10 protein-coding genes are annotated in these 21559 nt (G+C 66.9%); all 10 read left to right on the top strand.

Translation table 11 applies throughout. From position 1 onward, the window contains the following. Positions 1 to 5101, top strand: a 5101-nt coding sequence (locus tag AC5RV1_RS07220) for an Ig-like domain-containing protein (RefSeq protein WP_493994036.1), incomplete at its 5' end; no start/stop codon positions are given. Positions 5102 to 5151: 50 nt separating this feature from the next. Continuing rightward, the gene (locus tag AC5RV1_RS07225) at positions 5152 to 6123 is read left to right on the top strand and encodes an AAA family ATPase (RefSeq protein ID WP_493994037.1); all 972 of its coding nucleotides are present in this window, start codon (positions 5152 to 5154) and stop codon (positions 6121 to 6123) included. A gap of 52 nt (positions 6124 to 6175) precedes the next feature. Continuing rightward, entirely contained in the window at positions 6176 to 7507 is a 1332-nt protein-coding gene (locus AC5RV1_RS07230) for a DUF58 domain-containing protein (protein ID WP_493994038.1), read from the top strand. Further along, positions 7504 to 10050 (top strand): transglutaminase TgpA family protein, encoded by a 2547-nt coding sequence (locus tag AC5RV1_RS07235; protein WP_493994039.1) that lies wholly within the window; start codon positions 7504 to 7506, stop codon positions 10048 to 10050. The genes AC5RV1_RS07230 and AC5RV1_RS07235 overlap by 4 nt, the downstream gene beginning before the upstream one ends. Continuing rightward, positions 10047 to 11585: an RDD family protein gene (locus AC5RV1_RS07240; protein ID WP_493994040.1), complete on the top strand. Its 1539-nt coding sequence runs from the start codon at positions 10047 to 10049 to the stop codon at positions 11583 to 11585. The genes AC5RV1_RS07235 and AC5RV1_RS07240 overlap by 4 nt, the downstream gene beginning before the upstream one ends. Then, positions 11582 to 12550 (top strand): PP2C family protein-serine/threonine phosphatase, encoded by a 969-nt coding sequence (locus AC5RV1_RS07245; RefSeq protein WP_493947359.1) that lies wholly within the window; start codon positions 11582 to 11584, stop codon positions 12548 to 12550. The genes AC5RV1_RS07240 and AC5RV1_RS07245 overlap by 4 nt, the downstream gene beginning before the upstream one ends. Then, positions 12537 to 14519 carry an FHA domain-containing protein gene (locus AC5RV1_RS07250; RefSeq protein ID WP_493994041.1) on the top strand — a complete coding sequence of 661 codons (1983 nt, stop codon included), beginning with the start codon at positions 12537 to 12539 and terminating at the stop codon, positions 14517 to 14519. The genes AC5RV1_RS07245 and AC5RV1_RS07250 overlap by 14 nt, the downstream gene beginning before the upstream one ends. Continuing rightward, a complete protein-coding gene (locus AC5RV1_RS07255; RefSeq protein WP_493994042.1) occupies positions 14516 to 16204 on the top strand; it encodes a serine/threonine-protein kinase in 1689 nt (562 codons plus the stop codon). The genes AC5RV1_RS07250 and AC5RV1_RS07255 overlap by 4 nt, the downstream gene beginning before the upstream one ends. A 128-nt stretch (positions 16205 to 16332) precedes the next feature. After that, positions 16333 to 17037 carry a hypothetical protein gene (locus AC5RV1_RS07260; protein ID WP_493947698.1) on the top strand — a complete coding sequence of 235 codons (705 nt, stop codon included), beginning with the start codon at positions 16333 to 16335 and terminating at the stop codon, positions 17035 to 17037. Next, on the top strand, positions 17034 to 21479 hold the full coding sequence (locus AC5RV1_RS07265; protein ID WP_493994043.1) for a type VII secretion EssC family protein: 4446 nt from the start codon (positions 17034 to 17036) through the stop codon (positions 21477 to 21479). The genes AC5RV1_RS07260 and AC5RV1_RS07265 overlap by 4 nt, the downstream gene beginning before the upstream one ends. Positions 21480 to 21559: the final 80 nt, after the last annotated feature.

A 21559-nucleotide genomic window follows, 5' to 3' on the forward strand; every position in this document is an offset into this window, starting at 1 on the left:
CCTGGTGGTCCTGAACGACGTGAACTCGGGCAACGTATGGCTGGTGAACCAGAACATGCAGCTGGTGAACAACTGGGACGACGTCATTCCACCCAAGAACGAATCCGACGAGCAGGACCAGGAATCGGCGGACAACAACACCATCAACGTCCTGCCGGACCGCACCAAACCCAACCGTCCCCCGGAAACCAAGCCCGACGCCGTCGGCGTGCGCCCCGGACGAACCACCATCCTCAGCGTCCTGGACAATGATTCCGACCCCGACGGCGACGTCCTCACCGCCGCCTTGGCGGATACCGGTCCCCAAACCGGAACGCTGGAAAACATCTACGGCGGCACCGCCTTCCAAATCTCCGTCCCGGCCGACGCCAAACCGGGGACCGAGACGTTCAGCTACAACGCCTCGGACGGGCGCGGCCTCTCCGCCGCCGGCCAGGTGACCCTCAGCGTGGCGGCTCCGGAGGAGAACAAACCGCCGCAGTTCAAGCGCGGCGACACCACCACCATGCTGGTGGAACAGGGCAAGACCGTCAGCCAGAACATCCTCACCGACTGGATCGACCCTGACGGCGATGACCTGGTCCTCCTCGACGCCAAGGCTGACAACGACCAGGACCAGGTGAAGGTCCGCCGCGACGGCCTGCTGACCTTCCAGGACTCCGGTGCAACGGCCGGCAAAAAGAACGTGGAAGTCACCATCTGGGACGGCCGCGCCACCGTCACCGGAAAAGTCGTGGTCAACGTCCAGCCGCCCGGAGCGTTGGCGCCGGTAGTCAACGCCGACCACGTCACCGCCGTGGTGGGCCAGGACCTGGTCATCTCGCCGTTGAAAAACGACGTGGACCCCAATGGAGGAGCCCTCCGCCTGGCCCAGGTGGAAGCCAACGGCCCCGCTGAACTGGGCCCTGTGACCGACGGCGGCACCTTTACGTTCCGCAGCACCACCCCCGGCCCCGTCTACCTGACGTACATTGCCAGCAACGGTCCGCAAAGCAGCCAGGGCCTGATCCGCGTTGACGTGGAATCCGGCGACGATACCGGCAACCCGGTTGCCGTCCACGACGTAGCACTGATGCCCACGGGCGGCAGCGTGCTGCTGGATCCGCTGGCCAACGACTCCGATCCTTCCGGCGGTGTGCTGGTCCTGCAGTCCGTGAAGCTGCCGGAAAATTCGACGGCGTCCGTCAGCGTGATCAACCACAGCGTCCTGCGCATCACCGACATCCTGGGAACCAGGGACCCGATTCTCTTCGAATACACGATGTCCAACGGGAAGAAGTCGGCCACCGGCAGCGTCTCCGTGGTGCCGGTCCCGGCGCCCGCCGTGGTGGAAGCACCCCAGCCGAAGCCGGACGAGGTGAACGTCCGCGTCAACGACGTCGTCACCATTCCGGTGCTGGACAACGACACCCACCCGCAGGGCCAGGAACTCACGGTCGATCCGGTCTTGCCCCAGGGCGTGGATCCTTTGGCCGGGAAAAGCTTCGTCTCGGAGAACACCCTTCGGTTCATCGCCGGCAGCCAGCCCAAGACAGTCCGTGCCATCTACAACGCCGTGGACCCGCAGGGCCAGAAGAGCGCCGCGGCGGTGACCATCCATATCCTGCCACTGGAAGGCGCCGAGAACTCGCGCCCGCAGCCGCGCAACCTCACTGCCCGGGTGGTGGCCGCCGGCACTGTCCGGATTCCCGTTCCGCTGGACGGCATTGACCCCGACGGCGACTCGGTGCAGCTGACCGGTATCGACAGCACTCCCGCCATGGGCACGGCGACCGTTGGCAGCAACTTCATCGACTTCACCGCTGCCGGTGACGGCGCCGGCACGGACACGTTCCGCTACAAAGTGGTGGACCGGCAGGGGGCCGTCAATACCGGAACAGTCACTGTCGGCATCGCGCCCCGCGGCGACATCAACCAGAAACCAACGCCTGTGGACGACGAAGTTCGGGTACGCCCGGGGCGCCAGATCGCCGTCGATGCCACCGGGAACGACACCGATCCCGACGGAGACCTGATCCGCATCCTCACGGACGGCATCGAAGCTGACGCTGCCCTCCAGGCAACCGTCAGCAGGACGAGCGGCCGGATTATCCTGCTGGCGCCGGGTGAAGCCGGAACCGTCAATGTGCGCTACACCGTCGCCGACGACAGGGACGCTTCCGCGCAGGCCGCCATTCGCGTCGTGGTGGACAACGAGGTACCCCTCAAGGCCCCCATCGCCCGCGATGACAGGGTGACGTCAGCCCAGACCATGGGGAAGACCGCCGTCGACGTCCCCGTCCTGAAAAACGACGAGGACCCCGACGGCGTGGGCGAGAACCTCAAGATCAGCACCGGGGCCACCACCGCCCGGCCCGGCGCTGAAGGCACCATGATCGTGGACCTCACCGAGCAGCCACAGCTCATTCCGTACACCGTGGAGGACGTGGACGGCCAGCAGTCGACGGCGGTCATCTGGGTACCGGGCCTCGGCCAGCAGCTTCCCACCCTGGCCAAGGACGAGGTCATCGAGGTTGTCGCCGGCCAGTCCGTGGACGTTGACCTCGGCGAATGGGTCAAGGTCCGGGAAGGCCGCTCCCCGCGCTTGACCCAGGCTGACCGGATTAAACTCATTGGTGCCGACGGCGGGGACCCGGTGACCGGTGACGGCACTGGCCTGAAGTACACGGCCGGCACGGACTACGTGGGCCCGGGTTCACTCACATTTGAGGTGACGGACGGAACCGGGCCCGATGATCCTGCCGGGCTGAAGTCCACGCTCAGCATCCGCACCAAGGTGCTGCCGGATCCCAACAAAAACAACCCGCCGGAGCTGCTGGGGGCCAGCGTGGATATCCCCAAGGGCGACTCCGCCAGCACGGACCTCGGGAAGCTGACCTCGGACCCGGACGGCGACGACGTCGAGAGGATGAAGTACGAACTGGTGGGCGGTTCGCCCGCCGGATTCAACGCCAGCGTCGACGGCAAAACCCTGAAGGTCTCGGCTGCCGATTCCAGCGGCACCGGAACCACCGCTGCCGTCCAGGTCAAGGCCAGGGACCCGCGCGGCCTCGAAGCCACCGCAACGTACCAGTTGGCGGTGACCGCTTCGAACCGGCCGAAGCCGGTGGCCAACGACGACCTGGAACCCAATGCGGCTGCGGGCAAGCCCGTGACGGTCAATGTCCTGGCCAACGACGCAAACCCGTTCCCGGAAACCGCGCTGAAGATCATCGCGGCCGGTGCCGAAACGGGCAGCGGCAACGTTGAGGTGAACGGTGATTCCGTGACAGTGACCCCCGCGCCCGGCTTCACGGGAACGATGGTGGTGTCCTACACGGTGTCCGACAAGACGGAGGACCCGTCCCGGCAGGCTACCGCCCGCGTCCGGCTCACGGTCAAGGACAAGCCGGAGGCCCCCGCCACCCCCCAGGCGCAGAGTGTGGGGGACAAGACGGCACTTCTCACCTGGTCCGCCCCGGCGGACCGTGGTTCGCCCATCACCAAGTACACCGTCTACGGCGAGGGCGGGTTCCAGCAGGACTGCCCGGCCAATACCTGCACCCTCAACGGCCTGGTGAACAACACCAAGTACCACTTCCAGGTGACGGCCACCAATGAGTTCGGCGAATCGGACCGTTCACCCGCCTCAGCAGAGGTGCGTCCGGACGTGAAGCCCGATACCCCGCTGGCCCCGTCGCTGAAGTTCGGGGACAAGGAACTGTCCGTCAACTGGACCGCACCGGCCAGCAAGGGATCACCCGTCAAGTCCTACGACCTGGAGATCTCTCCGCCGCCGGCCGGCCAAAACGCACAGATCCAGAACCTGACCGCTGTCAGCTACGTCTGGAAGGGCCTGCAGAACGGCGTCTCCTACAAAGTCCGGGTCCTGGCACGCAACGATGCCAAGGAGCCGTCCGAGTGGAGCCCGTACTCGGCTGCCGAAGTGCCGGCAGGCGTGCCGGCAACGCCTGCAGCCCCCGCGGCTTCCCAAGCGGGTTCCCTTGGTGCGCAAAGCCAGCTGAAGGTCACGTGGACGGCACCAAGCAACAACGGCGACGCCGTCTCGGCCTACACCCTCACCACCCTCCGCGGCGGCGCGGTGGTGTCCAGCCAGCAGGTGGCCGGCACCTCGCAGAACGTCACGGTGGACAACTCCGAGGCCAATTACACCTTCACGGTTTCCGCCACCAACAAGGCCGGAACCAGCGGGACCAGCGCGCAGTCAGCGGCCATCCGGGCCGTAGGCAAGCCCGGAACCGTGGCCGCTCCCACGGCATCACTGGTGGAAACAAGCGGCAATGGCGGCAAGATCGATGTGCGCTTCTCCCAGCTAACGGATGCGCAGCGGAACGGCTCCACCGCCGGGGAAGTCACCTACCGCTACAGCCTGACCTCAGGGGGTGGAACCGGCAGCATTCCTGCCGGTGGAGGTGTGGTGCCCGCCCAAAATGGAACGAATACAGCGGTTGTGGTCTGGGCGGTTTCTTCCCGCAGTTCTGCTGCAGGTGACGCAAGCGCTCCGTCCAACTCCGTCACTCCATATGGCCTCGCCTTCGCTCCCAATGTCACCGGCAGCAACAGCAGCGGCGTTGGAGACAAAACGGTCTCCTGGACCTGGAACCAGCCGGACGGAAACGGCCGCGCCGTAACGGGTTACCAGTACAGCCTGGACAACGGACCGTGGCAGGACACCCAGCAGCGTTCCTTCTCCAAGAGTGTCGGCTTCAGTGAGACCCACAAGCTTGAGGTTCGCGCCATCAGCGGCGGCCAGGCCGGTCGCATTGGCAGCGATACCTCCCGCAGCGGGGCAGAACCACCGCCCCCGGTCCCCACGTCCTGGACCATCACCGCCACACCGGTGCGCAGCTGCACCGAGCCGGGGTATGGCGTCGACAGCTTCCGGGCGGGAAACCCGTCGTCCTGCGTCGGCGGCGGCAAGTGGCTGCCGGAGAACACGCCATCGCAATCGGACTTCTACGTGGTCTGGTACAAGACGTCCGAGAACCCCTCGGGCATCTGGTACCACCTGACCACCGGCCCTGCCGCCGGTAACTATGTCCGGCACGACACCACCAACCGGGACGGCCAGGGTCCGCCCGCGGGCATGCCGCAACGCTAGGCCTACCGACCCCACTTCGAGCACCACCAAGACTGAAAAGGACTTACTCCATGACCATGACCACCGAGCAGGCCGAATGGTTTGCAGGAACCTTCGAGAAGCTTGTTGCCAACGTCGGCCAGGCCGTGCTGGGCAAGGAACACGTCATCCGGCTGACCTTCACCGCCATGCTTGCCGAGGGGCACGTCCTGTTCGAAGACGCCCCCGGCACCGGCAAGACCTCCCTGGCCCGGGCTCTGGCCGCCACGGTGCAGGGCTCCAACAACCGCATCCAGTTCACCCCGGACCTGCTGCCCTCGGATGTCACCGGCGTGACCATCTATGACCAGAAGACGCAGAAGTTCGAGTTCCACAAGGGCCCGATCTTCAACAACATTGTCCTGGCCGACGAAATCAACCGCGCGTCGCCCAAAACCCAGTCGGCACTGCTGGAGGTCATGGAGGAATCCCGGGTCACCGTTGACGGCGTCACCTACTCCGCCGGACGCCCGTTCATGGTGATGGCGACGCAGAACCCCATCGAACAGGCGGGCACCTACCGTTTGCCGGAAGCGCAGCTGGACCGCTTCCTGATCAAGACCTCCATCGGCTACCCGGACCACGCCTCCACCGTCCGGCTCCTGGGCGGATCCAACCTGAAGGACCGGTCCAAGGAGCTTTCGGCCGTCATCACCACCCAGGCAATCGCGGACATGGCGGACCTGGCCGCAACGGCGCACGTGGACACAGCGGTCCTCGAGTACATCTCCCGGCTCTGCGAAGAGACCCGCAGCGCGCCCGAAACCCGGCTTGGAGTCTCCGTGCGGGGCGCACTGGCCATGGTCCGGGCCGCGAAGGTGTGGGCAGCAGCCCAGGGACGCAACTTCGTCCTTCCCGACGACATCAAGGAACTTGCACCGGTGGTGTGGACCCACCGCTTTGTGATAGACCCCGAAGCCGAGTTCTCCGGAGCCACTGCAGAAGCCGTTTTGACCCGCATCCTGGCGGACGTCGCTGCTCCCCAGCAGCGGGCCAGCGCCTGACGCCGCACCCCACCGGCACAACCCAACCCAGCGCAACAACGAAGGCACACATATGTCCAGCGGCACCCCGTTGACCCGGATCGCGGAGCATCTCAAGCAACCCTTCCGCAGGAACGGCCGCCCCACGGCCCTGCACCCCTCGTCCGTCTGGGGCGAGGCCGGCACAACTGCAGGACTCGCCCTGGCACCGGCATGGCGTGCTGCCCGCGCGGCCTGGCTGAAGTACGCGTGGCCGGTACTTTCAGTGGTCAGTGTTCTGGGCTGGTCAGTCCTTGCCACCGCCGTCCTGCTCTGGACAGCCGGACAGGCTTACGGGTGGCAGGAAGCAAAAGCAGCAGCGGTTGCAGCCTTTGTGATGTTTGTGATCGCTGTGGGATTCATCCTCGGCCGTTCCACCTACGCCGTGGTCCTGGACCTCGCCCGGACCCGCGTTGCCGTGGGCGACAGCGCCGTGGGCAGCATCGCTGTTACCAACACCTCGAACCGCCCTCTGCTGCCGGCAGCGGTGGAGCTGCCGGTGGGCGGCGTCACTGCCGTCTTCCACCTGCCCCGCATGAAGCCGCAGCAGGTCCATGAGGACCTCTTCACCATCCCCACCGCACGCCGCGCCGTGATCGTTGTCGGGCCCGTGCGCTCGGTGCGGGCCGACCCGTTGCACCTCCTGCGCCGGCAGGTCCTGTGGACTGAACCGGAGGACCTCTTTGTCCACCCCCGGACCGTTGCCCTTGCCGGCTCCGCCGCCGGTTTCATCCGGGACCTGGAAGGCATGCCCACCACTGAACTATCCAGCGCCGATGTGTCCTTCCATGCGCTGCGGGACTATGTTCCCGGCGATGACAGGAGGCACATCCACTGGAAAACAACAGCACGGACCAACAAGCTGATGGTCCGCCAGTTCGAAGAGACCCGCCGCGCGCACCTTGCCGTCTCGCTATCCATTAACACTGACGAATATGCGTCGGAGGCGGAGTTCGAGATGGCCGTCTCCGCGGCTGCCTCCATTGGACGCCAGGCAATCCGCGAGCAGCGTGAACTGGACGTCCTCACCCAGAGAGGCCCGCTGCGTTGCGAAACCGGCCGGACCATGCTCGATGACATGACCAGGATCGTTGGAGCACCCATGCGCCGCACGGCCGTCGACCTAGCCAGGACGTTGGCTGACACCGTTCCCAACGCCTCGGTGGTCTTCTTTGTTGTTGGCAGCAACGTCACCGCCACCCAGCTCCGGTCCGCCGCCGCGTCCGTTCCGCCCGGGGTCCGCAGCCTCGCCGTCCGTGTCGAGGCCGGCGCGGCATCCAGCAGGGCCAACATCGCCGACCTGACAGTGCTCACCCTGGGCGACCTCGACGATCTCGGCATCGTCCTGCGGAAGGCGGCAGCATGACCTCGGCACCAGGCTTGCGCCCACGCACGCCGTCCGCGCGGCAGCCATCGCGCAACGCGCCGGAATCGGCTTTTGCAGACGGCCAGCCACTCTGGCATTTCCTGCTCGACGCCGGCGCCCTGACCGTGCTCCTGGGGCTGGGCCTGCTTGGGTTCGGGCTCAGCTTCGGCGGTGATCCCTACTACCTCCTGTCCGGATTCGGCGGCATCATCCTGGGCCTGGCCATCGGCGTCCTCAATGCCCACCTGCGCCTTGGGCTGCTTATCACCACCGCCCTTGTCCTCGGCGCCTACCTCGTCTTCGGGACGTTGCTGGCGGTGCCGGACTCGGCCATCGCCGGCTTTGTCCCCACCCTGGACTCGCTCCGAACCCTTCTTTTGGGCATCGTGTTCGCCTGGAAGGACATGCTGACTGTCGGCGTTCCGGTGGGGACAGCGGGTGGTGTCCTCATTGTCCCGTTCCTGGGTTCCCTGGTCGCCGGGCTCGTGGCGGCGGTCCTGACCTGGCGGGCCAGGAGCCCCTACCTCCCGCTGATCCCGGTACTGGTCCTCTTCGTGACGGGTATCGCCTTCAGCACGAACGCAGCCTTCCTCACCCTCGAACGCGGCATCGGCCTGACTGTCCTCGGAATCGCCTGGGCAACGTTCCGCCGGGATGCCCTGCGGAGAAACACGTCCGGGAAAGTCGCGGTCAACAACCCCCAGGCGGATTCCGCCACGCTCCGGCGGGCAAAAATCCGCAGGCTGGGAATGGCAGCCGGCGTCATCGCCGTCAGCGTGGCCGTCACCGCCCTTGCCGCCCCGCTTGTGACTGCCGGGGGAGACCGGAAAGTCCTCCGGAACGTGGTGGTCCCGCCCTTCGATCCCAAGGACTACATCACCCCCTTGGCGAGTTTCCGGACGTTCGTCAAGGACAAGAAGGATGACACCCTCTTTGTGGTCAAGGGGCTTCCGCGCGACGCCCGGGTAAGGCTGGGGGCCCTGGACGCCTTCAACGGCACCAACTACACCATGGACCCCAACGGCTCCGGCAACTTCAGCAAGGTGGGGGATACCCAGTCCATCAACACCCTCGCTGACACCTCCGCTGCGGTTCCCACCAACGAGTACTCCATTGGCATCACCATCGAGGACTACCAGGGCTTCTTCGTTCCCGGCGGCCGGAAGACCACAGGCCTCAGCTTTGACCGGAGCGGTTCCGCGGCAGCCCAGGGCCTGTACTTCAACTCCGGTACCGATACTGCCGTCACTACCAACGGCTTGTCCCGGGGCGATTCGTACAGCGTCCAAGTGTCCGATCCGGTCAAGCTCGAACACGGGCAGCTGACGCAGTACGACTTCGCGCCGGTGTCCCTTCCCGAGGCCGTTGAGGTTCCGCCGGTGGTGGGATCGCAGGCCAACGACCTGTCAGCAGATGCCCCCACCGCCATTGACCGCGTCCGCCAGATCGAAGCCCACTTCCAGAAGACGGGCGCCTTCAGCAACGGACTGGTCAGTGAAGGCCAGCTGCCCAGCGTCTCAGGCCACGGTTCGGCCCGGATCAGGAACCTGCTGACGGCAAAGCAGATGCTCGGCGACGATGAACAGTACTCCGTGGCGATGTCCCTGATGCTGCGCCACCTGGGCATTCCGTCCCGCGTGGTGATGGGCTTCTATCCGGATCCCACCAGCCCCGAAAACGGGGCGGGCGAGGTGAAGATCACCGGCAAGAACGTGCACGCCTGGGTGGAGGTTGCATTTGACCGGGTGGGCTGGGTCAGCTTCGACCCCACTCCGCCCATGGACAACGTCCCCATTCCGCCGGACCCGGAAAACAAGTCCAAGCCCAAGCCGCAGGTCCTGCAGCCGCCGCCACCGCCGCAGGAACCCGCTGACCTGCCGCCGGACTCCTCGCCCGATGCCTTGGACGCGGACCAAAAAAAGAACAACCCCTGGCTGTTCTGGGGAGCCCTGCTGGGCGCGCTGGGCATTGCCCTGATCCCGCTGTCGATCCTCGCCCTGCCGCTGTTGCTGATTGCCCTGATGAAATCACGACGACGGAAGGCCCGTTTCAGGGACGGCGACCCCGCGCAGCGGGTTGGCGGAGGCTGGAATGAGGTGGTGAGCCTTGCCACCGACATGGGAGCCGCCGTCGATACCCGTGCAACGCGCCGCGAAAGCGCCGAAGTGCTCGCCGAGGCATTCCCGTCCAGTGGCGGTACCACCACCATGCTCGCGCGGCGCGCCGACGCATCGATCTTTGGCGCCGGCCAGCCCAGCGAGGACGAGGTCCGCGAATACTGGACAATTGTTGACGGTTCGCTGCAAGAAATGGCGTCCGCCGTGGGGTTCTGGCGCCGGCAGCAGGCGAAGTTCTCTCCCCGCTCACTGCTCGCCGACGCCCGGTATGTCCTTAACCTCCGCGGGACCAGGCTGGCACTGCCGGTCCTGCCGTTGCTTAGGGGAACTGGCCGCCGTCGTCCTTTCGGCAGTGCCACAGGCGAAGTGCCAGCGCCGGAGGCCCCGACGCAAGAATCTAAAATGCAGGGACGCAGGACCCAGTGACGGACGTCACAGTGCGCTGCCCGCACTGCCGGCAACTGGTCCGCGCCGGAGCCGCTTTTTGCACTGCCTGCGGGGCGCCGCTGCCCAACCGGGCAGCGCGCAGCCTCGGCAGGGCTGAGCCGCTGCCGGACCCGCAAGCACCGCCTGCCGCCGCGCGCCCGTCCGGGATTCCCGGTACTATCCCGGTAGTGGAAATGCCCCGGGCGCTTCAGGCTGTGGGCATCGTGAATGCGGGCACGGGCCAGGGGAGCGCCGGCGGGTCCATCGTGCAGGTGGGATCCGGTCCAGGGGGAGGAACGGGAATGGCAGTCAATCTTCAGCTTGTTCCGGCGACGCCGGGCAAGCGGCTTGGCGCTGCCGTCATCGACTGGCTGCCGCCCCTGGCAGTGCTGGTAGTGACGTTTGCCCTTGGCTTCGCCGGAATAACGCGTACCCGAAGCGGCGGGTTCATCATCTACGACACCGCGTCCCTGGTGCTGTTCGGCAGCATTGGCCTGGGACTCACCCTTGTCTACCTGGTGGCTGTGATGGGCACGGAAGCCCGGACGGGCAAAACCCCCGGGAACCTGCTCATGGGGATCCGCAGCGCCGACAATGACGGCTACGCCCCAGGTGCCGGTGCCGTTTTCCTGCGTGGCTTGATAACGGGTGCAGGCATCATCCTGGCGCTGCTCGTCGCGGTCCTCGTGGTGGTCTTCACATGGTTCGAGGCGGCCCTGCTGATCCTCGCCCCGCTGGTGCTGGCGGGTGCGGTCTGGGCGGTGCTGGTGGTGGTTTCGAACACCTGGGACAAAAACGGCACATTGCGTGGGTGGCACGATGCCGCAGCCAAAACGCTGGCCTTTGACGTCAAGGCCGGGCGAAACCCGGTCACCACCGGCGGAATCCAGGGTCCCTACAGCTTTGCGCCCATGAATCTTCCGCCTGTGCAGCAGGTGTTATCGCCGGTGGCCGGTGCCAACGGGCCGAAGGTGATTGATGCCCAGCCGGCCCACACCCGTGTTCAGCACGTGCCGGTGTCCAGCCCTGCAGGAACTCCCCAGGCACCGCAGCCCCACGTCCCGCAGTTCCAGGTCCCGCAGTTCCAGGCCCCGCAGCAGCCCACTGGACTTCATGATTCCGCACCGCTGGCCCGGCACCACCATCCGGACGAGGACGTTGACCGCACCCAGGTCCGCCCGGGAGCGGCCGCCCCTGCGCCCGTAGCAGTTCTCCGTATCCGGCTGGACGACGGCCGCGACTTCCAGCTGGACCGCAGCGTGCTGGTCGGCCGGAACCCCGTGGGCCAGTCGGGCGAACAGCAGGCCCAGCTGCTCGCCGTCGACGACCCTGGCCGCTCCATTTCAAAGACCCACCTCCATCTGCTGACGGACGGAGCCGGTATCTGGGTGACGGACCGGAATTCGACCAACGGCAGCGCCGTGACCACCCCCGACGGACACCGCACGCCACTCCAGCCGGGAGTCCCCGCATTTGTGACCCCGGGATCCAGTGTCCATTTTGGGGACCGCACTTTTTACCTAGGACAGGCATGAACCAACAACCCGCAAGCGTTCCCTCCAGCGTCGAACCGGGGGCAGGGCCAAGCCTGAGCGTCGGTTACGGGACGGACCGGGGACTCCGCCGCGAGCTGAACGAGGATTCCTACATCGCCTCTGACCCTGTATTCGCCGTGGCGGACGGGATGGGCGGCCACGAAGCCGGCGAGATAGCCAGCGGAATGTGTGTCCGCGCCCTCGCCGCAATTCCCCAGCTCGCCACGGGCGAGCGGAGCGTCACGGCAGCCGTCCTTCAGGAGTACCTGGTCCGGGCGGACAGCTCCATCCGCGAGGCCACCGGTGCCCGGGCCGGCACCACCCTGGCCGGTGCAGTCATTGTGGAGCAGATGGGGATGCCCTACTGGCTGGTCATGAACATCGGGGACTCCCGGACCTACCGCCTGAGCCAAGGAAAGTTCGAACAGATCAGCGTGGACCACTCGGAGGTCCAGGAGCTTGTGGACGCCGGGGAGATTACTGCGGAGCAGGCTACCGTCCATCCGCGGCGGCATGTGGTGACGCGGGCGCTGGGTACCGGTGACGAGACGGAAGCGGACTACTGGCTTCTGCCGGTGGAGGAGGGGGACCGCATCCTCATCTGCTCCGACGGGCTGACCGGCGAGCTGACGGACGAGCATATCTTCCGGATCCTCAGCACCGTGGGCCATCCTCAGGACGCCGTGGATGAACTGATCCAGGCCTCCCTCCGCAGCGGCGGCAGGGACAACGTGACGGCGATCGTGGTGGACGCCCGGAACGTGCTGAACGACGCCGGTGTAGCCGCTACAGCCCCGCGCCCGGACGCAGCCGAGGACGAAGTGACGCTGCCCCGGTCGCAGCCGGCCCAGCAGGCGGCCCAATCACCAGCAGCCGCGCCACCACCAGTCCCGCCATCAGCGCAGCCCGCGCCGGATTCCGCCCCTGCCAGCGAAAGCGGGGACCCGGGCGATGGCAGCCACTAGTTACCTTCCCGGGACCTGGCTCGGTATTGTCCGCTCCCGCACCGCCGTCCTCCTGGGACCGGACACCCCGCCCGCCCTGGTTGCTGCACTCTGGGACCTGCTGGCAACCCGACCGGAGGTGCACGAGGTACTGCATGCAGTGACGAACAGCCGCGGGGGATCCCTGGCGAACATCCCTTCGTTCGGCCTTCTCGACTTCACCGGCCCCCTTCGCGTGTTCCTGCGCGGGGACCTGGACGTGACAGTGCACTCTCCCGACGGCGTGGTGGAGCTTAGCGGCCGGGACGTCACCACTTGGACCGAACGGCGCCTCGCGTTGCCCGGACTGTGCCATCTGACGATTCCGGCTGCCGGAGGCACCGCGCATGACGGCCTCCCGGAGCTGCCGCTGACCGAAGGGGTGGTACTGCTGCAGTCCCTGCTGCTTCCGGAAGAGCCCGGAACTCAAGGTGCCGCTGCCACCACCGGCGCCGTAGCGCTTGAAGCCGTAGCCGTTAAAGCCTCGGGCGACGATGTCTCGGTCCAGCCTGAGCAGGAACTCCAGCCTCAGCAGGAAGTCCAGCCTCAGCTGGAAGCCAGGATTCAACAGGAGCCCCAGCCGGCACCTGAACCTGCGGAACAAGGGGAAGCCGCAAATCTTCCAGAGCTAACCGTCGCACCCGAGCACGGCGCCTCGGCTGAGACGGTCTACGCGGTGATTGATGAGGATTTCGAGGAACCCGGGGCAGCCGATGGCGTGACGGCTTCCGCCGGCGCAGCATCCGACGGCGCCACAGGGTCGGACGGCACCGCATCCCACGGCGCCACAGGTTCGGAAGCCAAGGCAGTGCAGGAGGGCAGCTCTTCCGACGGTGTCACAGGGTCGGCCGGCACGGCCCCGGCCAGCGACGTGACCAGCTCCTACGACCACCTGTGGGAGCGGACCGTCATACGCCATATCGAAGATGCCGCGGTGCGCGAAGATCCTGACGCTGACTCTGGCGAGGAAGCCGTGGAGGAGGCGGCGCCACCGGCAGACGCCACTGACTCCGCGCCTTCCGGGCAGGGAAGCAACCCGCCGGAGGAGGGAGTGGACCAGGTGGCGGCGGCAGCCGGGGCCCCTGCCGCATCCGTTCCTGCCGCCGGCGAACACGGCAAACCTTCCCCGCCATCCCCTGCCGGTGGCCTTATCGATTCCGTGCCGTGGCGGACAGGCGGACCGGACAGCCAACCGGCACCGGCAGCAGCCCTGCCACCCCTTCCCGTATCGGCAGCGCCGTCACCTGTACCGGCAGTCCTGTCACCAGCACCGGCAGCGCCGTCACCAGAACCAGCAGCCCTGTCAGCAGCACCGGCAGCGCTGTCGCCGACGCTGGCTGCAGTCCCCGCGGTTGGTGAGAGAGGGTCCGCGAAACCAGCGCCGCAGGCCGTGATCGGCGACGACACAGATCACGACGGGCAGACGGTCATAAAAAGCCAACTGCCGGGAATGTCCTCCCGTCCTGCAGCGGCAGTGATTGATGCTTCCTCAGGGCCCCTGGTCCTCGCCCGGGTCTGCCCGCAGAACCACGCGAATCCACCCACCAGCGCCCACTGCGCCACCTGCGGCGCTGCACTGCTACCGGACGCCGTTCAGGTTGCGCGCCCCCGCCTGGGACGGATGCGCATCTCCACCGGAGAACTGGTGGACCTTGACCAGTCGCTGGTGATCGGCCGGCAGCCATCGGTTTCCCGCGTCCAGGGTGGGGTGATGCCCCGGCTGGTCCAGGTTGCCAGCCCCGGCGGAGACATTTCCCGCTCACACGTCGAAGTCCGGCTTGAAGGCTGGCACGTGATGCTCTGCGACCTGAAGGCCACCAATGGAACCGTCCTGGTCCGGGAAGGCCAGGCCCCGCGCCGCCTGGCCCAGAACGAGATGGCCATCCTGCTTGACGGCGATATCGCAGAACTGGGAGAGAACATCTCGCTGCGCTTTGAGGAGATTCCTTGAGTTCCAAACGGCCGCCTGCGCCGCCCCCCCACATTCCGGGATTCACGTATATCAGCCTGCTCGGGTCCGGCGGGTTCTCCGACGTCTACCTCTATGAGCAGGACAGGCCCCGGCGCAAGGTGGCCGTCAAAGTGCTGCTCTCGGACTTGAAAACCGAGGGCGCCCGCCGCCGCTTCGAGTCCGAAGCCAACCTGATGGCCCAGCTGTCCTCCCACCCCTACATCGTCACCATCTTTGAAGCTGAGGTGACCGACTCCGGGCATTCCTACCTGGCCATGGAGTACTGTTCCCGGCCCAGCCTGGACGTGCGGTACCGGCGGCAGCGGTTCAGTGTGGACGAAGTGCTGGCGGTCGGCATCCAGGTGGCGTCCGCCGTCGAAACAGCCCACCGCGCGGGTATCGCCCACCGCGACATCAAGCCCGCCAATATCCTGGTGACTGACTACAACCGTCCGGCCCTGACCGACTTTGGGATCTCCGGAACCCTCGCCGGCGACAGCGACGACGAGTCCGGGATGTCCATTCCCTGGTCCCCGCCGGAACAGTTCTCCGGCGGCAATGTGGACGGCGTCATGGTGGACGTGTGGGCCCTCGGCGCAACGCTGTACACCCTGCTGGCCGGCCGGTCGCCTTTTGTGATGCCGGGCGCGGACAACTCCCAGCGCGAGCTGATCAACCGGATCAGCAACATTCCGGTGCCGCAGCTGGGGCGGGCCGACGTCCCCGAATCGCTGGAACTGGCCCTGTCCACGGCCATGGCCAAGTCCCCTCAGTCCCGCTACTCGTCCGCGCACGCCTTCGCCTTGGCCCTGCAGCGCATCCAGGCTGAGCTCAACCTCTCGGTAACGCCCTTCGAAGTCCTCGAGGAGCCGCACCAGGAGGACAGCCACCCGGACGACGGCTTCGAGGAAACCCGCGTCCGGAGCATCGCGGCCATCGATCCTGAGGGGACGGGCAGTGCCCCCACCTTCCCGGCACGCACGTGGCCGGAAGCCCCGGCAGCGGAAGCCCCGCCGCCGCGGTTTACCCCGCCCGCCGCCCTGGCGCCCGTGGCTCCGTTTGTTCCCTCACCCCGGCCGCAGGAGGGGGCACAGTCCACAGTCCTGCGCGGTGCTTCCGGCAGCACCACGGCAGCCGCCCACGGGAAGGCTCCCGACGCCGGCCCCCTGGGCGGTGCTGACGTTGCAGACACCACCGTCCACCGCCCGGCACGCAGCGGGCAACCGGCAGAGGCTCCGGCTCCCGGCGCGGACCACGGAAAGCGCAACCTGTGGCTGGCCGCGGCCGGCGGAACCCTCTTGGCCCTCGCTGCGGTGGTGGGCATCGTGATGGCCAACGCCGCACCGGAGGAACCCAAGGCAGTTCAAAGCCAGGAAGCCAGCAGGCCGCCCGCCGATGCCCTGGACAACGGCACCGTACCGGACGTGGAAGGCCTCACCGGAACCGTGGGCGGCGACGGTGACGCCTCCTTCACCTGGGTTAACCCGCAGCCCAAAGAGGGCGACACCTACAAATGGCGGGTCTACACCATCGGCGGCGGCGGGGAATACCAGTCCGTCGCGCAGCCTTCCGTGCGGGTGAAAACCAATCCGTCGGGGGAGACCTGCGTCCAGGTGATGATCGTCCGCTCGGATGGGGCCTTCTCCCCGCTGGAAGCGGGCTCCATCGCCTGCACCGGCAGATGAGCCGCCGCCCTTCCGGGCAAACAGCAGAAGCGGGAACCAGCACAAACAGCAGCAGCACAATCAGCAGCAGCACAATCAGCAGCATGACGACGATACGCAAAGTTCTTGCCGACGAGGAGGCACGGAAAATGGGGGATCTGGCAATAGATTTCTGTGGTGAGTGGTACGAGCCATCGGACGAGGACGTCTTCAACATTGGCCGTGAAGGCGACCTTGAGGTGGACGACAACCCGTACCTGCACCGGCAGTTCCTGCAGGTGGCCCGCTACGACGGAATCTGGTGGCTCAGCAACGTGGGCAGCATGCTCTCGGCAACTGTGGCGGACGGTTCGGGCGGCATGCAGGCCTGGCTCTCGCCCGGTGCCCGGATCCCGCTGGTCTTCAGTCACACCAACATCATCTTCACGGCAGGGCCCACCACCTACGAATTCGCCGTGCACCTGAAAACGCCGTCCTTCCGCCAGGAGGCGCGGGACGAGGACAGCAACGGCGATACCACCATCGGTCCGGTGGTGTTCACCGACTCGCAAAAGGCGCTCATCGTAGCGCTCGCCGAACCCATGCTCCGTCGCGAAGGGACCGGGTTCAGCGCCATTCCATCCTCGGCCGCGGCCGCCAAGACGCTCGGCTGGGCGCTGACGCGCTTTAACCGCAAGCTCGACAATGTGTGCGACAAGCTGGACCGGGTGGGCGTCGCAGGCCTGCGGGGAGGCGGCGGGAAACTTGCCACCAACCGACGCGCCCGGCTCGTGGAACACGCCGTCACCTCGCACCTCGTCACGGCCGATGACCTGTACCTCCTCGAGAAGATGAGGGGCGTGGACGAAGGATGAGGATCCGGCTGACACTCCGCCGGGATCCGGCCGAGGCCAAGGACCTCGCCATCACCGTCGACGGCCTCGCGACTGTGGCCGATGTGGCAACAGTGCTTTGGGTGGCGGACCCTGCCCGCAAGGGAACACCGCCCCCGGAGAACCTCTCGCTGCGCATCGAAGCAGCGTTTGTGGGCGGCGGCATGCGCGGCAACATCCTCACCCGCGAGGAGAACCTCCTTGAATCCGGGCTGCGGCCCGGCTCCGTGGTGTCACTGGCGCAGGTCAGCGAGCGCTTCGGCGCTCCGGGGGCGAACCGCGGCCCGGCGGCCGCCACCCTTCGCGTCCTCTCAGGCCCCGACGTCGGCAGCGAATTTCCGCTGCCTTCCGGTACCAGCTACATCGGCCGGGACCGGGACGTGGACATCCGGCTGACGGATCCACTGACGTCCAAACGCCACGCCCGCATCACGGTAGGGGAGACCGTGGAAATCGTGGACACCAACTCGGCGAACGGGCTCCTGATGGATGGCCTTGCGGTGACGCGTGCCACGCTCAACTCCTCGGATACCGTGACCCTGGGCGACACCACCATCACTGTGGTTCCGCTGGGCCATAACCGGGCAGCAGCGCCGACGTCGCCCCTGGTGGACTTCAACCGGTCACCGCGCGTCGTTCCCCGGTTTGAGGAACCCAAACGCGTGCTGCCGGCCGGTCCGAAGCGTCCGGAAGACAACCCGTTCCCGTACATCATGATGATCGCTCCGCTGCTGATGGGCGCCGTGATCTTCGCCGTTACCAGCAACCCGCTCTCGGTGCTGTTCATGATGATGATGCCGCTGTTTGTCCTGGGCCACTATGTGGACCAGAAGATGCGGACCCGGCGCCAGCAGAAGGAACAGCTCAAGCACTTCCGCGCTTCCATGGCCGCATTCCGGGAGGACATCACCGAACTCCAGCACGTGGAACGCGCCGTCCGGCTGCAGGAAGCACCTTCCGTCAGCGACACCGTTGACGCCATTTACAAACTGGGTCCGCTGCTCTGGACCCACCGGCCCGAGCACCAGGGGTTCCTGGGCCTGCGTTTTGGCCTGGGTACTGCCCCCTCGCGCATCCACATGGAGGAACCGCCGAACAATGACACCGAGGCGGAGTACGCCCGCGAAATCCAGGACTGCCTCAGACAGTTCCGGGACATCGAGGGCGTTCCGGTGGTGTCCCAGTTCAGGACGGCCGGCTCGCTGGGCATCGCCGGTGCCCGCGGGCTGGTGGACGACGTGGCACGCGGCATGGTGCTCCAGCTTGCCGGCTTGCACTCGCCGGCCGAAGTGGTGCTCACGGCCATCACGTCCGCCCAGTCCCGGGAACGCTGGAACTGGCTGCAGTGGCTCCCGCACGTAGGTTCCGGGCACAGCCCCCTGTCCGGTGACCACCTTGCTGCCGGTTCTGCCGGCGGCGCATCCCTGGTGGCCCGGCTCGAGGACCTGGTGGAGGCCAGGGAGGCTGCCGCGAAACGGGCCGGTCCGGACCTTCGCCCGGGGCTGGACCCGGCCAAGCACGAGGTGGAGGAGCCAGTGGTTCCTGCGGTGCTCGTCATTGTGGAGGACGACGCCCCCGTGGACCGGGGGCGGCTCACCCGGCTTGCCGAACGCGGACCCGACGCCGGCGTCCACGTGCTCTGGGTTGCCACCAGCATCCAGGCACTGCCTGCTGCCTGCCGCGACTTCATGGCGGTGGACGGCGAGCACGGCACCACCACCGGGCAGGTGCGCCTTGGCCGTCACACCTATCCCGTCAGCTGCGAAAGCGTGGATGCGGAGCTTGCCGCCCAGCTGGCCCGGATGCTGACTCCGGTGGTGGACGTGGGCAAGCCCGTCACCGACGACTCCGACCTCCCGCGCGCCGTCTCCTATGCCACGCTGATCGGCAAGGACTTCCTGGACAACCCCCAGGCCATTGCCGAGCGCTGGACGGAAAACAACTCAGTGCACGCCAGCGCCGTGGCCAACCGCAAGGACAACGGCACGCTGCGGGCCCTGGTGGGCTCCAAGGGTATTGAGCCGCTCTACCTGGACCTGAAGAACGAAGGCCCGCACGCCCTGGTGGGCGGAACCACCGGCGCCGGCAAGTCCGAGTTCCTGCAGTCGTGGGTGATGGGCATGGCGGCCGCCTACAGCCCGGACAGGGTCAGTTTCCTGTTCGTTGACTATAAAGGCGGAGCGGCGTTCGCGGACTGCATCAACCTGCCCCACACCGTGGGGCTGGTAACGGACCTTTCGCCGCACCTGGTCCGCCGCGCCCTCACCTCGCTCCGCGCCGAACTCCATCACCGCGAGCAGCTGCTGAACCGCAAGAAGGCCAAGGACCTGCTGGCACTGCAGCGCGAGGCCGATCCGGAAGCCCCGCCGTACCTGATCATCATCGTGGACGAATTCGCGGCGCTCGCCAATGAGGTTCCGGAGTTCGTGGATGGCGTCGTGGATGTTGCAGCACGCGGGCGATCCCTGGGCCTGCACCTCATCCTGGCCACCCAGCGGCCGGCCGGTGTAATCAAGGACAGCCTGCGGGCCAACACCAACCTCCGGGTGGCGCTGCGGATGGCGGACGAGGACGACGCCACGGACATCCTCGGCGTCCCCGATGCGGCCTACTTCGACCCCTCCATTCCGGGCCGTGGCGCAGCGAAGACCGGACCCGGCCGGATCCAGGGCTTCCAGACCGGCTACGCCGGCGGCTGGACCACGGACAGGCCCCAGCGGCCCCAGATCGACGTCGTCGAAATGGCCTTCGGCTCCGGATCCAGCTGGGAGGCGCCCGCCCCCGAAAAGCCGGAAGTTGAGGCGCCGGCCGGCCCCAACGACATCGCCAGGATGACCGCCACCATCGTTCGTGCCGCCGATTCACTCGCCATCCGCCCGCCGCGCAAACCCTGGCTGGACGAGCTGGCCAAGACCTACGACTTCTCCAGGCTGCCCAACCCCCGCACGGACGAACAACTGCTTCTTGGGGTGGCAGATGACCCCGTCCGCCAGGACCAGCCCACCGTCTTCTACGAACCGGACAAAGACGGCAATATGGCCATCTACGGTACGGGCGGATCAGGCAAATCGGCAGCCCTCCGGGGTATTGCCATTGCCGCCGCGGTAACCCCCCGGGGCGGACCTGTCCACGTCTACGGGATCGACTGCGGATCCTCGGGGCTGCGGATGCTTGAGGAGCTGCCCCACGTTGGAGAGATCATCAGTGGCGACGACGTCGAACGCGTCGGGCGCCTGCTGCGCCTGCTGCAGGACATCGCCGAGCAGCGCTCGGCGGCCTTCGCAGAGGTGCGTGCGTCCACCATCGTGGAGTACCGGAAGCTTGCCAACAGGCCCGGGGAGAAGCGGATCTTTGTCCTGGTGGACGGGATGTCCGCCTTCCGGGACCTGTACGAACACAGCCGGCTGTCCGCACTGTGGGACATCTTCCTCCAGCTGGCCACGGACGGCCGGGCCCTGGGCATCCACCTGGTGGTCACGGGGGACAGGCCCAATGCGGTCCCTGCCTCCCTGCTGGCTTCCATCCAGCGCCGCCTGGTGCTGCGCCTGTCCTCGGAGGACGACTACATTTCCTTGGACGTCCCCCGGGATGTGCTTGGGGCCGGATCGCCGCCCGGCCGGGGCTTGCTGGACGGCCTGGAAGTCCAGCTCGCCGTCCTGGGCGGGAACTCCAACCTTGCCCTGCAGGCGCGGGAGGTGCACAAGCTCAGTGAAGCGATGCTGCGGCAGGGCCTGGATGCCGCTCCCGGCGTTGAGCGGTTGCCGGACCAGGTGGACCTGGACGTCCTTCCTGCAGGCGGTCCCGACGTGCCCGTCATTGGTGTGGACGACGAAACGCTCCAGCCGGCCGGGATCATGGCAAGGGGCCCGCTGCTCCTCGCCGGCCCACCCGGTGCAGGCCGGACCGTCGCACTCGTGACCCTCGCCTACGCCCTCCGCCGGTCCAACCCCGGGACGGAGCTTATCTACATCGGGGCCCGGCGGTCCGCCGTCGCCTCCTTGCCCATCTGGAACCGCTCGGTAGTGGGTGCCGACGACGTGGCTGAGGTGGTGGAAGACCTGGTGGAGCATTCCTCCGGGAACCCGGGCGCGCTGGGAATCTTCATCGAGGGGCTGACGGAGTTCACGGACACCCTGGCCGAATCCGGGGTGGGCCAATTGGTCACCGCATCCATCAAGGCCGACCAGTGGGTCGTCGGGGAATCCGAAACCTCCACCTGGTCCTCGGCCTGGTCTTTGGCGCAGCCCTTCAAATCGGGCCGCCGGGGACTGCTGCTGAACCCTGGCGATATCGAGGGCGACAGCCTTTTGAACACGTCCTTGGGCAGGGTCAGCCCGGATTTCATCCCCGGCCGGGGGTACGTGGTGGGCCGCGGAAAGGCGCGCAAAATCCAGGTGGCATTGCCGCCCGAAGACAGGGACTGACGCGCAGGCAACTGCAGGGCCGCGGGGCCGGAGGATTTGCGGCCCTGCAGCGCGGTGTAGAAGACTACCGGGAACACCAG

The organism is Arthrobacter sp. Hb9-2 (genome assembly GCF_059091165.1).

What these genes read in the sequence shown, in the direction of transcription:
- AC5RV1_RS07225 (WP_493994037.1), top strand. Translation starts at nt 5,152, where the DNA reads ATGACCATGACCACCGAGCAGGCCGAATGGTTTGCAGGAACCTTCGAG.
- AC5RV1_RS07230 (WP_493994038.1), top strand. Translation starts at nt 6,176, where the DNA reads ATGTCCAGCGGCACCCCGTTGACCCGGATCGCGGAGCATCTCAAGCAA.
- AC5RV1_RS07235 (WP_493994039.1), top strand. Translation starts at nt 7,504, where the DNA reads ATGACCTCGGCACCAGGCTTGCGCCCACGCACGCCGTCCGCGCGGCAG.
- AC5RV1_RS07245 (WP_493947359.1), top strand. Translation starts at nt 11,582, where the DNA reads ATGAACCAACAACCCGCAAGCGTTCCCTCCAGCGTCGAACCGGGGGCA.
- AC5RV1_RS07250 (WP_493994041.1), top strand. Translation starts at nt 12,537, where the DNA reads ATGGCAGCCACTAGTTACCTTCCCGGGACCTGGCTCGGTATTGTCCGC.
- AC5RV1_RS07260 (WP_493947698.1), top strand. Translation starts at nt 16,333, where the DNA reads ATGGGGGATCTGGCAATAGATTTCTGTGGTGAGTGGTACGAGCCATCG.
- AC5RV1_RS07265 (WP_493994043.1), top strand. Translation starts at nt 17,034, where the DNA reads ATGAGGATCCGGCTGACACTCCGCCGGGATCCGGCCGAGGCCAAGGAC.